The following is a 14,026-nucleotide window of genomic DNA, read 5'->3' on the forward strand; positions in this document are numbered from 1 at the left end:
AGGAGCCCCGCAACCCATGGAGCAGCACGACCCGTTCGGTTTTGTCGGATTGACCTACGATGACGTTCTGCTTCTGCCGGGGCATACGGATGTGATCCCGAGCGAGGCGGACACCTCGTCGCGCGTGACGCGCCGCATCTCCGTCGCGACGCCCCTGCTCTCCAGCGCCATGGACACCGTGACCGAGGCGCGCATGGCCATCGCCATGGCGCGCGAGGGCGGCCTGGGCATCCTGCACCGCAACCTGTCGATCGCCGATCAGGCCGCGCAGGTGGACCGCGTCAAGCGCAGCGAGTCCGGCATGATCACGGATCCGATCACGACGACCCCCGACGCGACGATCGCCGAGGTCGACGCGATGTGCGCGAAGTACCGCATCTCCGGCCTGCCGGTGGTGGATCCCGACGGGCGCCTGCTCGGCATCGTGACGAACCGCGACATGCGCTTCGTCTCCGGGTCCGCGAAGCAGACCACGCTCGCCCGTGACGTGATGACGAGCGAGAACCTCGTGACCGCGCCCGTCGGCGTCGCCGCAGAGCAGGTCATCGCGCTCTTCGCGAAGCACCGCGTGGAGAAGCTCCCACTCATCGACGACGACGGCAAGCTCGCAGGCCTCATCACCATCAAGGACTTCGACAAGAGCGAGAAGTACCCGCTCGCCACGAAGGACGACCAGGGCCGCCTGCGGGTGGGCGCCGCGATCGGCTTCTTCGGCGATGCCTGGGAGCGCGCCGAGGCGCTGCGCGACAAGGGCGTGGACGTGCTCGTCGTCGACACCGCCAACGGCCAGTCCCAGGGCGTGATCGACCTCGTCAAGCGGCTCAAGGCGGATCCGTCCTTCGCGCACATCGACATCATCGGCGGCAACGTCGCGACCCGCGAGGGCGCCCAGGCGCTCGTGGACGCCGGCGTGGACGCCGTCAAGGTCGGGGTCGGCCCCGGTTCCATCTGCACCACGCGTATCGTCGCGGGTGTCGGCGTTCCTCAGGTCACGGCCGTGTACGAGGCGTCGCTCGCCGCTCGCCCCGCCGGCATCCCGGTCATCGCGGACGGCGGTCTGCAGTACTCGGGCGACATCGCCAAGGCGCTCGTCGCCGGCGCCGACGCCGTGATGCTCGGCTCCCTGCTCGCCGGCACCGAGGAGTCCCCGGGCGAGATCGTCTTCCAGGGCGGCAAGCAGTTCAAGCTGTACCGCGGGATGGGCTCGCTCGGCGCGATGCAGACGCGCGGCAAGCAGACGTCCTACTCGAAGGACCGCTACTTCCAGGCGGACGTGCCCAGCGACGACAAGCTCATCCCCGAGGGCATCGAGGGTCAGGTGCCCTACCGCGGCCCGCTGGCCGCCGTCGCGTACCAGCTCGTCGGCGGCCTGCGCCAGTCGATGTTCTACGTCGGTGCGCGCACGATCGAGGAGCTCAAGACCCGGGGCAAGTTCGTCCGGATCACCGCGGCCGGGCTCAAGGAGTCGCACCCGCACGACGTGCAGATCGTGGTCGAGGCGCCGAACTACAAGCGTTGAGTCGGATCGGGTCACGGCCGCGAAGCGGACGTGACCCGATCGCGCCTCAAGGCTGAGCGCCCTTCGTCTCGCTCCGCTCGCTCAGGAACCGGACGCCGAAGGCGACCGAGCCGAAACCTCCCATGCAGAAGGCCCCGGATCCTCACGGATCCGGGGCCTTCGTCGTCCCTCAGGCAGAGACGGGCTCCGCCTCGGCCGACTCCGTCTCGGCCGCGACCTCTCCGTCCGTGTGGCCGCCCTTCCCGGCAGGCAGCCAGAGCGCGATGACGGCGGCGACGAGCAGCACCGCGGCTCCCGTGAACACGGCAGGGCGGGCGGCATCGACGTAGTGATCGGGCAGCAGCTGTCCGCCGGCGCCGACGAAGATCGCGGTCATCACGGCGGTGCCGAGGGCGACGCCCAGCTCGCGGAGCGTGGAGTTCACGCCGGAGGCCTTGGCGTGGTCGACGAGGCCGAGCGTGGCGAGCAATGCTGTCGCGGAGGGGGCGAACACGAGCCCCATGCCGATGCCGGCGAGGATGAAGGGTGCGACGAGGTCGGCGTAGGGCACGTCCGTGGCGAGGAGCGCGGCCAGCCAGCCCAGCGCGACGCCCTGCAGCAGCAGGCCCGTGACGAGCAGCACCCGCGTGCCGACGCGAGGGGCGATCAGGCCTGCGAGCGGCGCCACGAACATCGGCGCGAGCGTCCAGGGCGTGGTCTGCACGGCGGCCTCGAGCGGGGTGGCCCCCTGCACCACTTGCAGGAACTGGATGAGGATGAAGACGGATCCGAACGTTCCGAAGCTGAACGCGAAGCCGACGACGTTCGTGATCGAGAACGACCGGTCCTGGAAGAGCCGCAACGGCATCAGCGGCGCGGCCGAGCGCAGCTGCCAGATGAGGAAGGCGATCATGAGTGCGCCGCCCAGGGCGAGCTCGGCGATCACGCCGACCGTGTCCCAGCCGTCGTCGTTTCCGCGCACGATCGCGTGCACCAGCGCGAGCACGCCGCCGGCCGCGAGCACCGCGCCCGGCACGTCGATGCGCACCCGTGCGCCGAAGTCGTTGCTGAGCACGATCAGGGCGAGCGGGATCGCGATCACGGCGATGGGCACGTTGATCCAGAAGATCGCCTGCCAGTTCCAGCCCTCCATGATCGCGCCGCCGATCAGCGGTCCGACGGCGACGCCGAGTCCGGAGACGCCGCCCCAGATGCCGATCGCGAGCGGGCGTCGTGCGGCCGGCACTGCTCCGGTGAGCAGGGCGAGGGAGAGCGGCATGACGGCGGCCGCGCCCAGTCCCTGCACGGCGCGGGCGGCGATGAGCTGGCCCGGATCCGAGCTGAGTGCGGCGAACAGCGAACCCGCCCCGAACAGGGCGATGCCGAGTGCGAAAACGGTGCGGCGGCCGAACCGGTCGCCGAGCGCGGAGGCGATGAGGATCGCCCCGGCGAACGCCAGCGTGTAGGCGTTCACGAACCACTGCAGCTGCTCGATCGTGGCGCCCATCTCGCGGTGCAGCACGGGGAGGGCGTTGGTCATGACGAGGTTGTCGAGGGTCGCCATGAACATCGGCAGAGAGGCTGCGGCGATGATGAGCGCGACCGGGCGCGAACGCCGTGGCATCAGGGCGGACCGGCTCCGGCGAGCGGCCGGTGCGGGCGAGGGAACGGTCATGGGAAGCTCCAGTTGTAATTGGATGATTACTAGCGCTTGAGTCAATGTAGTAATCGAATGATTACAAAGTCAAGTCATTCGCTGATAACCTTTCGCCATGACCTCAGCAGCCCCCACGGATCCCGACGTCGGCGAGGAGCCCGGCCGCCGCCTCTCCTCCCAGGAGCGCCGCGCGCAGATCATCCTGGCCGCGCTCACGGTCTTCGGTTCGCGCGGCTATGAGGGCGCCACGACCGATCAGGTGGCCAAGGCCGCCGGCGTCAGCCAGCCGTATGTGGTGCGTCTGTTCGGATCCAAGGAGAACCTCTTCCTCGCGACGATCGAGTTCTCCCTCGACCGCCTGCTCGCGGCGTTCCGCGCTGCTCTCGCCGCCTCGGACGAGGGGGGCGAGCGTCCGGTCGGCAAGCGCATCGGAGAGGCCTATGTCGATCTCATCGAGGTGCGGGGGCTCCACCAGACCCTCGCGCACGCCTACCTGCTCGGCAGCAACCCGGCCATCGGCGCCGCCGCGCGTCAGGGATTCGTCCGGGTCTGGCGCTTCTTCCGCGACGAGGTCGGCCTCGACGCCGACGAGGCCCGCACCTTCCTCGCCGAGGGCATGCTGATCAGCACCATGATCGGCCTGCGGATCGTCGACGACTACGGATCCGATCCGCAGATCACCGAGTTGTTCCGCGCGTGCTTCCCGAACAAGCTGCCGCATGTGCTCGAGGTGCTGCCGCGCAACGAGCACCGTCTCTAGCCCGCGGAGCAGCGACCCCGCGGGTGAGTGGCGTACGGCTGCGACGGATGCACGATGCTGCGACGCATGCCGGACGGATCCGGTGATTCAGCCCTGCAGACGTCGCGCAGTCCTGCGGGTGTCGCGATACAGCGCGACGCCGCGTGACGGAAGATGACCGCCGATGACGGGTTCGGCGCGCGGGAGCACCGGACCCGAATATCGTCGCGCCATGACTCTCCTCCAGGACCCCACCGCCCTCATCGCCGACGTCACTCCGGAGCAGCGCTCGGAGCGCCTGAGCGACGCCGGCGCCGCATGGACCGAGCGGATCGCCGCCGACGCTGCGAACGCGCAGCTCACCTACACCGTCACCGGGCGGGGGATCGGATCCGTCGGGACCGAGATCCGTGCCGGCAAGCACCGCTTCCTCGTCGATGAGCCCGCGGGGCTCGCCGGCGATGACGCCGCGGCGAGCCCCGTCGAATACGCGCTGGGCGCACTGGTCTCGTGTCAGGTCGTCGTGTTCCGGCTCTACGCGCAGGCGCTGGGGCTCACGATCGACGACATCGAGATCACGGCTCAGGGCGACCTCGATGTGCGCAAGCTCTTCGGCATCGACGAGTCCGGCCGCGCCGGATTCCACGACGTGCGCGTGCGTGTCGACATCACCGGCCCGAACACGGCGGAGGAGTACGAGAAGCTCCGCGCCGTCGTCGAGGAGCACTGCCCGGTTCTCGACCTCTTCGCGAACTCGGTGCCCACCACCGGCGCCCTGGCCTGACGGGCCGCGGGCGGGATCCCCCCCCGGGTGGAACCCGCCCGCCGCTCCTCCTGATAGCCTGGTCGGCTCGCTATCGCGCACACGCGCGCGGGCGGAAGGACCACCACCGTGGGATACATCGATGTCGCCGGCGTCTCGCTCACCCTGCCCGACGGCCGCCCCCTGCTCGACGAGGCCTCGTTCCGCGTCGGCGCCGGATCCACAAGCGCCCTGATCGGGCCGAACGGCGCCGGAAAGTCCACGATCCTGCGGATCATCCGCGGCGAACAGGCGCCCGACGCCGGTGTCGTGACGATCGACGGATCCCTCGGCGTGATGGACCAGTTCGTCGGCCACGGCCGCGAAGGGCAGACCGTGCACGAGCTGCTCATCGCGGTCTCGCCCGCGCGCATCCGGGCCACGGCCGAGGCGCTCGAGGCTGCGGAGAACGCCCTCATCGAGGACGACACCGAGCCCACGCAGATGCGGTATGCGACGGCGATCGCCGAATACGCGGATGCCGGCGGATACGAGCACGAGACGGTCTGGGACCAGTGCACGGTCGCCGCCCTCGGCATCCCGTTCGAGCGGGCGCGGTTCCGCGATCTCGCGACGCTCTCCGGCGGTGAGCAGAAGCGGCTCGCGCTCGAGGCGCTGCTGCTCGGCCCCGATGACGTGCTGCTGCTCGACGAGCCGGACAACTATCTCGACGTGCCGGGCAAGCGCTGGCTCGAGGAGCGACTGCGCGAGACGCCGAAGACCGTGCTGCTCGTGTCGCACGACCGCGAACTGCTCGCCAGGGCGGCCGACCGCATCGTCACGCTCGAGCCGGGCGGTGCGGGGGCGACCGCGTGGGTGCACGGCGGCGGGTTCGCCACCTACCACCAGGCACGGGTCGACCGGATGGACCGGCTCGACGAGCTGCGCCGACGCTGGGACGAGCAGCACGAGAAGCTGAAGACCCTGGTCGCGAACCTCAAGGTCAAGGCGTCTGCGAACGACGGCTTCGCCTCGCGCTACCAGGCGGCGCAGACGAGGCTGCGGAAGTTCGAGGAGGCGGGTCCGCCTGAGGAGCGTCCGCCCGCGCAGGACTTCGACATGCGGCTGCGGGGCGCGCGCACCGGCAAGCGCGCGATCGTCTGCACCGATCTCGAGCTGACCGGTCTCATGCGGCCGTTCGACGCCGAGCTCTGGTTCGGCGACCGTGTGGCCGTGCTGGGCTCGAACGGATCCGGCAAGTCGCATTTCCTGCGGCTGCTGGCCCGCGGCGGCAGCGACCCCGATCCGACTCTCGGACATCTCACGGGTGCCGGGGAGCGGCTCGACGAGGTCGCCCACGCCGGCACGGCGGTGCTGGGCGCGCGCGTCGTGCCAGGGCTGTTCGCGCAGACGCACGCGCACCCGGAGTTCGCCGGACGCACGCTGCTCGAGATCCTGCACCGCGGCGACGACCGCAGGGCGGGGATGCCCCGGGAGGCCGCCAGTTCGGCACTGGACCGCTACGGTCTGGTGCGCCAGGCGCAGCAGGAGTTCTCGCAGCTCTCCGGCGGGCAGCAGGCCCGGTTCCAGGTGCTGCTGCTCGAGCTGTCCGGCGCGACCCTGCTCCTCCTCGACGAGCCGACCGACAACCTCGACCTCGAGTCGGCCGAGGCGCTCGAGGAGGCGATCGCGAGGTTCGAGGGCACGGTCGTGGCGGTCACCCACGATCGCTGGTTCGCGCGCTCGTTCGACCGCTTCCTCGTGTTCGGCGAAGACGGCGGCGTCTACGAGTCGGACGCCCCGGTGTGGGACGAGCGCCGCGTCGCCCGCGCCCGCTGAGGCCCGCGCCGCGCGCCCGCTCTGAGCGGCCTCTCCCGAACGCAGCGACGGATGCACGACGTCGTCACGGATGCACGACGGATCCGCCGATCCGATCGTGCATCCGTCGCGGGATCGTGCGTCCGTCGCACCGGCGCAGGCGCGAGCCGGACCCGCACCGGCGGGAGCCCGCGCCCGCTGAGCCACAGGGGCAACCCGGGTAGGCTGGGTTCGTGACCCAGGAGATCGAGCTCGGCCGAGGCAAGCGCGCGCGCCGCGCATACACGTTCGACGACATCGCGGTGGTGCCCTCGCGGCGCACCCGCAACCCGGAGGACGTGTCCACCGCGTGGACGATCGACGCGTTCCCGTTCGAGATCCCCGTGCTCGGCGCCCCGATGGACTCGGTGATCAGCCCCCGCACGGCGATCATGCTGGGTCAGCTCGGCGGCCTGGGTGTGCTCGACCTCGAGGGCCTGTGGACCCGGTACGAGGATCCGGAACCGCTGCTGGCAGAGATCGCTGGCCTCGACGAGGCCAGCGCGACCTCGCGCATGCAGGAGCTCTACGCCGAGCCGATCAAGCCCGAGCTGATCAAGGCGCGCCTGGCCGAGATCCGCGACGCCGGTGTCACGGTCGCCGGATCCCTCACGCCGCAGCGCACCCAGGAGCTGTACCAGACCGTCGTCGAGGCGGGCGTCGACCTCTTCGTCATCCGCGGCACGACCGTCTCGGCCGAGCACGTGTCGAGCGTCGCCGAGCCGCTGAACCTGAAGAAGTTCATCTACGACCTCGACGTCCCCGTGATCGTCGGCGGCGCCGCCACCTACACCGCGGCCCTGCACCTCATGCGCACGGGCGCGGCGGGCGTGCTCGTCGGCTTCGGCGGGGGAGCGGCCTCCACCACGCGCGCCACCCTGGGCATCCACGCTCCGATGGCCACCGCGGTCTCCGACGTCGCCGCGGCGCGCCGCGACTACCTCGACGAGTCGGGCGGACGCTACGTGCACGTGATCGCCGACGGCGGTGTGGGCACCTCGGGCGACATCGTCAAGGCGCTCGCGGTGGGCGCCGACGCCGTCATGCTCGGCGTCGCCCTCGCGCGTGCCACGGACGCGCCGGGTCAGGGCTTCCACTGGGGTCCCGAAGCGCACCACCCGAAGCTGCCGCGCGGCCGTCGCGTGGCGGTCGACGGCGTCGCGACGCTCGAGGAGATCCTGTACGGCCCGGCCCCCGTGGCCGACGGCACCGCAAACCTCATCGGCGCCCTCCGCAAATCGATGGCGACCACGGGCTACTCCGATCTCAAGGAGTTCCAGCGCGTCGAGGTCGTGCTGTCTCCTTACGAGTCCTGAACGCCCGCCGTTCTTGAACCCTCCCGTGTCGTCTCCGCAGCGCCCCGTCGCCTCAGCAGCCGAGTTCCCGCCGACCCTGCGCGAGGTGATGCTGCGCGGTCGCTGGATCGGCATGCTGCTGCTCTGCCTGGTGGTCGCCGGGGTGTTCGCCTGGCTCGGCCAGTGGCAGCTCGGCCGCGCGATCGACACGAACCCGCCGGCACCGGGAGCCACCGAGAAGGTGCTGCCGATCGATCAGGTGGTGAAGCCGGGCGCGTACCTCGACGGCCCCCTTGTCGGGCAGCGCGCCGAGACCAGCGGATCCTGGGTCCCCGGCGACTTCCTCGTCGTCTCGTCGCGCTTCAACGACGGGGTCGAGGGCTACTGGGTGACCGGTCAGCTGCGGATCGCCGGCACGGCGAAGCCCACCTCTCTCGCCGTGGCGATCGGATGGGCCCCTGACGAGAAGGCCGCCAAGGCCGCGGTGCAGCGACTGGAGAAGACGGCGGAAGGATCCGTCCTCACCGTCACCGGGCGCCTCATCTCGGACGAGGGCCCCGTCGCGCCGCCGCAGGACCAGCCCGCGCGCATGGACCGGATGTCTCCGGCAGCGCTGCTCGGCTTCTGGCACGACACCGCCGAACTGGACGTCTACCGGCCGTACCTGGCCTCGGGCGCCCCGCTCGGCGGTCTCGACACGATCTCCTCGCCGGCGCCGGAGGAGCACTCCTCGGTCAACTGGCTGAACATCTTCTACGCCGTGGAGTGGGCCATCTTCGCCGGCTTCGCGTTCTACCTCTGGTACCGCCTGGCCAAGGACGCCTGGGAGCGCGAGGTCGAGGAGTTCGAAGAGCGCAACAGCGCCGCGGACTGAGGCGGATCGAGTCCCGTCTGCGCTCTTCTGCGCACTCCAGAGGTGCACTTCTGAGCGCCGGAAGCGGCACGGGTGCGCGTTCGCGCGGACGCCCTGCCGCGACCCCAGTCCTCCGTTGGTGACGAGCCGGTGAACAGCTTTCAGCCAGTGCATATCTTCCTTGAAGAGGGTCCATAGCCTCGCCTATCGTCGGTGAGGTGTGCGGCCGCCCGAATGCGCTGCACACCGACGATCCCGACCGGGAGCCGTCGCATCCGTTCCGTGGAGGCAGCGCTGATGAAGTCCGTCCCCGATGGAGGGAACCGCATGGTTTCCTCGTCGTTCCGCAGAAGAGGGGCGCGACTCGGCGCCCTCGCCGCGACCACCGTCGCGGCGCTGAGCTTCGGCTGCCTCGCGGCCGTCCCGGCGTTCGCCGACACGACCGGCACCGGTGTCGTGATCAACGAGGCCTACCTCTCCGGCGGCAGCGCCGGCGCGGCCTACAAGAACAAGTTCGTGGAGCTCTACAACCCGACGCACGACGCGGTCGCGCTCGACGGGCTGTCCCTGCAGTACCGCTCGGCGACCGCCACCGGCAACTCAAGCGGCGCCTTCGCGCTCTCCGGCACGATCGCGGCCGGCGGCTACTACCTCATCCAGGGCGGCACCAACGGGACGAACGGCGAGGCCCTGCCCGCGCCCGACGCGACCAGCGGCCTGAACCCGAGCGGCAGCGCCGGCACGATCGCGCTGGTCAAGGGCGCCTCGGCCATCACGCTCCCGACCGGATCCGTCGCCGGCAACGGCGATGTGATCGACCTGCTCGGCTACGGCACGTCCAACACCTTCGAGGGCGCAGCCGCCACGGCCCCCGCGGGCAACACCGACGTGAAGTCCCTCAACCGGACGAACGGGGCCGACACCGACTCGAACAGCGCCGACTTCACGCTGTCCGCCACGCTCACCCCGAAGAACACGTCCGCCGCGGCCGAGTTCCCGACCGACCCCGGAACCGGTCCAGAGCCGACCCCCACGCCGACACCGACCGACACCCAGGCTCCCGGCGAGACCAAGACCATCGCCGAGGTGCAGGGCACCACCGACACGTCGCCGCTCGTCGACCAGACCGTCACCGTGCAGGGCATCGTGACCGGCGACTACCGCACCGGTGGATACAAGGGCATCACGATCCAGACCGAGGGCACCGGCGGAGACGTCAAGACCGACGGCGCCTCGGACGGCATCTTCGTCTACCTGAACGCGCTCGCCCCGTCCGTGGCGCGCGGCGACCTCGTCACCGTGACCGGCAAGGTCTCCGAGTACTTCGGTCAGACCCAGATCAACCCGGCCTCGGTCGGGGACGTCTCGGTCGTGACGGCCGGCGCAGGCGTGCCGCAGCCGGTCGCGCTGCCCGACAGCGTGCGCGGCGCCGACCGCGAGGCGTACGAGAACATGCTCGTCTCGCCCACCGGCACCTACAAGCTCGCCTCCAGTCACCAGCTCTACAACTTCGGTGCGCTGTGGCTCAACGCGGGCGACAAGCTCAACGTCAAGGCGACGGAGCTCGCACGCCCCGGCGCCGACGCCGACGCGATCACGGCCGCGAACCGCGCGAACCGGATCCTGCTCGACGACGGCTGGTCCTCGCAGATCGGCAAGGGCGGCCACACCGGCGGCCAGCCGTACTTCACGAAGGACACGGTCGTCCGCAACGGCGACACCGTGAACTTCCCGGCCGAGGGCGAGGTCCTGCAGTACGGCTTCGACGACTGGCGCCTGCAGCCGGTGGTGCCGATCTCCGGCACCAGCGATGCGTCACACAAGCCGACCTTCGGCAGCGAGAACCCGCGCCCGGCCGCACCTCCGACCGTCGGGGGAGACGTGAAGGTGGCGTCGTTCAACGTCTACAACTTCTTCACGACGCTCTCGAGCCAGGATGCGAACGCCCGCGGGGCCAAGACCGACGCGCAGTTCCAGATCCAGCGCTCCAAGATCGTCTCGGCGATCAACGGCCTGGGCGCCGACGTCGTCGGTCTCATGGAGGTCGAGAACGGACCGAAGTTCGGCCTCGCGCTCGACGCTCCGCTCCAGAACCTCGTGCAGGGGCTCAACGACGCGGCCGGATCCGAGGTATGGGACTACGTCCGCACGCCCGCGGCGCTGAACGACCCGTCGATCACCGACGCGATCACGACCGCGATCATCTACAAGAAGGCGTCCGTCACGCTCAAGGGCGACGCGTCGACCATCGTCGACGAGACCGTCTTCGGCAACGCCCGCGAGCCGATCGCGCAGACGTTCCAGACCGCCCAGGGGCGCGTGCTGTCCGTCGTCACGACGCACCTGAAGTCGAAGTCCCCGCCGCAGAACGCGGGACCGGAGCCGGCCGACGGCCAGGGCTTCTTCAACGCCGACCGCGTGGCACAGGCCAAGTCCGAGCTCGCGTTCGCGCAGAAGGTGCAGAAGGACTCCGGCAGCGATGACGTCTTCCTCGTCGGAGACTTCAACGCCTACGGCAAGGAGGACCCGATCGACGTCTTCACCCAGGCCGGGTGGACCGACGTCGAGCCGACGCACGCCGCAGGACAGTACACCTACTCGTTCGACGGCGAGCTCGGATCCCTCGACCATGTGATCGCGTCGCCGTCCGCGGCGAAGGCCATCACCGGCGCCGGGGTCTGGAACATCAACTCCCCGGAGTGGAGCGACCGCGGCTACGCGTTCGCCGCCACCGAGTCCGGTACGCCGTACCGTTCCAGCGACCACGACCCGATCCTGGTCGGTGTCAAGGGCGCGGCGGATCCGATCGACATCAACGTCGCGACGATCAACGACTTCCACGGGCGCATCGAGGCCGACGGCGCCGCCGCCGGAGCCGCGGTGCTGGCCGGAGCGGTCGAGCAGATCCGGGCGCAGAACCCGAACACGATCTTCGCGGCCGCCGGAGACCTCATCGGCGCCTCCACGTTCACGTCCTTCATCCAGCAGGACAACCCGACGATCGACGCGCTCAACGCGGCCGGTCTCGATGTGAGCGCGGCGGGCAACCACGAGTTCGACCAGGGCTACGCCGACCTCCGCGATCGTGTGGAGAAGCGCGCCGACTGGACCTACCTCAGCTCGAACGTGTTCCTCACCGCCACCGGAGAGCCTGCGCTCACCCCGGCCTGGGTCAAGGACATCAAGGGCGTCAAGGTCGGCTTCATCGGAGCCGTCACCGAGGATCTGCCGACCCTCGTCTCGCCGGACGGGATGAAGGGCCTCGAGGTCCGCAGCATCCCCGAGTCGGTGAACAAGGTCGCGAAGCAGCTGCGCGACGGCGACGCCTCCAACGGCGAGGCCGACGTGATCATCCTGCTCGTGCACGAGGGCGCGACCACGACCGACGTGGCCAGCATCACCCCCGAGTCGCGTCTCGGCGAGATCGTGAACGGCGTCGACAAGAGCGTGAACGCGATCGTCTCGGCGCACACGCACCTCGCGTACAACCACGTGATCGACGGACGTCCGGTGGTCTCCGCCGGCCAGTACGGCGAGAACCTGGGTCTGATGGACATCAAGGTCGACCCGACCACGAAGAAACTGCTCTCGATCACCAACGAGATCAAGCCGCTCACGGTGGGCGGCAAGCCCGCCTTCCCTGCCGATCCCGAGGTGCAGGCGATCGTGGACGCCGCGAAGGCGAAGGCCGCCGAGCTGGGCTCCGTCAAGCTCGGCGACATCACCGCCGACTTCAACCGCGCCCGGCAGAGCGACGGAAAGACGGAGAACCGGGGTGGCGAGTCCACCCTGGGCAACTTCGTCGCCGACGTCCAGAAGTGGTCCACGGGTGCGGACTTCGCGGTCATGAACCCGGGTGGTCTGCGCGCCAACCTCACCTACGCGTCGAGCGGCGCGGGGGATGCGGACGGCAGCGTGAGCTACAAGGAGGCCGCGACCGTGCAGCCCTTCGCCAACACGCTCATGACGGTGAAGCTCACCGGAGCGCAGGTGAAGCAGGTGCTCGAGCAGCAGTGGCAGCCCACGGGTTCGGCACGTCCGTTCCTCAAGCTCGGCGTCTCCAAGGAGCTGACCTACACGTACGACCCGGCCGCCGCGGCGGGGTCGCACATCACGGGCATCTTCGTGAACGGCGCACCGATCGATGCGGCCGCGACCTACACGGTGGGGGCGAACGCCTTCCTCGCAGCGGGCGGCGACGCGTTCACCGCATTCCAGAAGGGCACCGACAAGAAGGACACCGGCAAGGTGGACCTGCAGTCGATGGTCGACTGGTTCGCGGCGAACAAGACGGCGTCCCCGGACCTCGCACAGCGCGCGGTCGGCACGGTGCTCTCGGTTCCCGCCGATGCGGCCGGCTACAAGGCAGGGGAGAGCGTCACGCTGAACCTCAGCTCGCTCGCGTTCACCGCGGGGGAGAAGGCGCCCGGTGATGTGACGGTTTCGCTCGGCGGCAAGGATCTGGTCACGGCTCCGGTGAACCCGGCCATGACGGTGGACGCCTTCGACGAGGCCGGCACGGCCACGCTCACGTTCACGATCCCCGAGGGTGTGACCGGCGCGCAGGCTCTGCACGTCTCGGTCGCCGGCACCGGAACCTCGGTGCAGCTGCCGATCACGGTCGCCGGATCCGACACCGGATCCTTCAACGGCACCGTCTCGGTCGGAGCGGCCAAGGTCCTCGCGGGCGAGAAGCTGACGCTGACCGGCCAGGCTTTCGAGCCCGGCGAGACGCTGACGCTGCAGCTCCGCGAGCAGGGCAAGAAGGGCACGGTCATCGACCTCGGCACCGTCAAGGTCGCCGGCGACGGCACGTTCTCCGTGTCGCCGGTGGTGCCGCGCTCGGCCAAGGGCGGTGACTACCTCGTCGCCGCGACCCAGGCCGACGGTGACGAGGCGACCGCCGCCGTCACCGTGGTCCGCGGCAAGGGCCAGCTCAAGCTCGGCTCCTCCTCGGTCGCCGCGGGCGGCAGCGTCACGATCGCGGGAGCCGGTCTCGATGAGAACCAGGCCATCGCGCTCGAGCTGCACTCCACCCCGGTCTCGCTGGGCTCCGTGACGACCGACGGGGACGGCGCGTTCTCGGCGACCATCACGATCCCCGCGGGCACCACCCCCGGTGAGCACCACGTGGTGGCGATCCTGGCGGACGGCTCCCAGATCACCGCGGCGATCACGGTCGCCGCGGCGGGATCCGTCAGCGGGGGCGGTCTCGCACTGACCGGTGCGGACTCCGGCTCGTTCCTGCTCCTCGCCGCGGTGCTGCTCGCACTCGGCCTGGGCCTGATCGTCGCCCGTCGTCGCCTGCGCGCGGAGTGATCCTCCCGCGCTGACCTGCGAAGGCCGTCGGATCCTCGGATCCGACGGCCTTCGTCGTTCCAGAGG

General features: G+C 70.2%; 8 protein-coding genes. 7 read left to right on the plus strand and 1 reads right to left on the minus strand.

What is annotated here, in order from left to right; translation table 11 throughout:
- The first annotated feature begins 16 nt into the window (after positions 1 to 16).
- Complete coding sequence (guaB, locus tag RS86_RS16485; RefSeq protein ID WP_045273368.1) at positions 17 to 1,519, plus strand: IMP dehydrogenase; 1,503 nt, start codon at positions 17 to 19, stop codon at positions 1,517 to 1,519.
- A gap of 169 nt (positions 1,520 to 1,688) precedes the next feature.
- Here the strand turns inward: guaB and RS86_RS16490 are convergent, their stop codons facing one another.
- Positions 1,689 to 3,173 (minus strand): DHA2 family efflux MFS transporter permease subunit, encoded by a 1,485-nt coding sequence (locus tag RS86_RS16490; protein ID WP_052680340.1) that lies wholly within the window; start codon positions 3,171 to 3,173, stop codon positions 1,689 to 1,691.
- 97 nt (positions 3,174 to 3,270) lie between these two features.
- Here RS86_RS16490 and RS86_RS16495 point away from each other — a divergent pair, with 97 nt between their 5' ends.
- The 6 genes from RS86_RS16495 (at position 3,271) to RS86_RS16520 (ending at position 13,960) form a co-directional block, all read left to right on the plus strand.
- Positions 3,271 to 3,915, plus strand: coding sequence for a TetR/AcrR family transcriptional regulator (locus RS86_RS16495; RefSeq protein WP_052680341.1), 645 nt, complete (start codon positions 3,271 to 3,273; stop codon positions 3,913 to 3,915).
- 211 nt (positions 3,916 to 4,126) lie between these two features.
- On the plus strand, positions 4,127 to 4,678 hold the full coding sequence (locus RS86_RS16500; RefSeq protein ID WP_045273370.1) for an OsmC family protein: 552 nt from the start codon (positions 4,127 to 4,129) through the stop codon (positions 4,676 to 4,678).
- 108 nt (positions 4,679 to 4,786) lie between these two features.
- Entirely contained in the window at positions 4,787 to 6,475 is a 1,689-nt protein-coding gene (locus RS86_RS16505; RefSeq protein WP_045273371.1) for an ABC-F family ATP-binding cassette domain-containing protein, read from the plus strand.
- Positions 6,476 to 6,687: 212 nt separating this feature from the next.
- A complete protein-coding gene (locus RS86_RS16510; protein ID WP_045273372.1) occupies positions 6,688 to 7,809 on the plus strand; it encodes a GuaB3 family IMP dehydrogenase-related protein in 1,122 nt (373 codons plus the stop codon).
- A gap of 88 nt (positions 7,810 to 7,897) precedes the next feature.
- Positions 7,898 to 8,662 carry an SURF1 family protein gene (locus RS86_RS16515; protein ID WP_082076876.1) on the plus strand — a complete coding sequence of 255 codons (765 nt, stop codon included), beginning with the start codon at positions 7,898 to 7,900 and terminating at the stop codon, positions 8,660 to 8,662.
- A gap of 306 nt (positions 8,663 to 8,968) precedes the next feature.
- Positions 8,969 to 13,960, plus strand: a complete 4,992-nt coding sequence (locus RS86_RS16520; RefSeq protein ID WP_235281806.1) for an ExeM/NucH family extracellular endonuclease — start codon at positions 8,969 to 8,971, stop codon at positions 13,958 to 13,960.
- Positions 13,961 to 14,026: the final 66 nt, after the last annotated feature.

The sequence above is a fragment of the Microbacterium azadirachtae genome, from assembly GCF_000956505.1.
Taxonomy (GTDB): domain Bacteria; phylum Actinomycetota; class Actinomycetes; order Actinomycetales; family Microbacteriaceae; genus Microbacterium; species Microbacterium azadirachtae_A.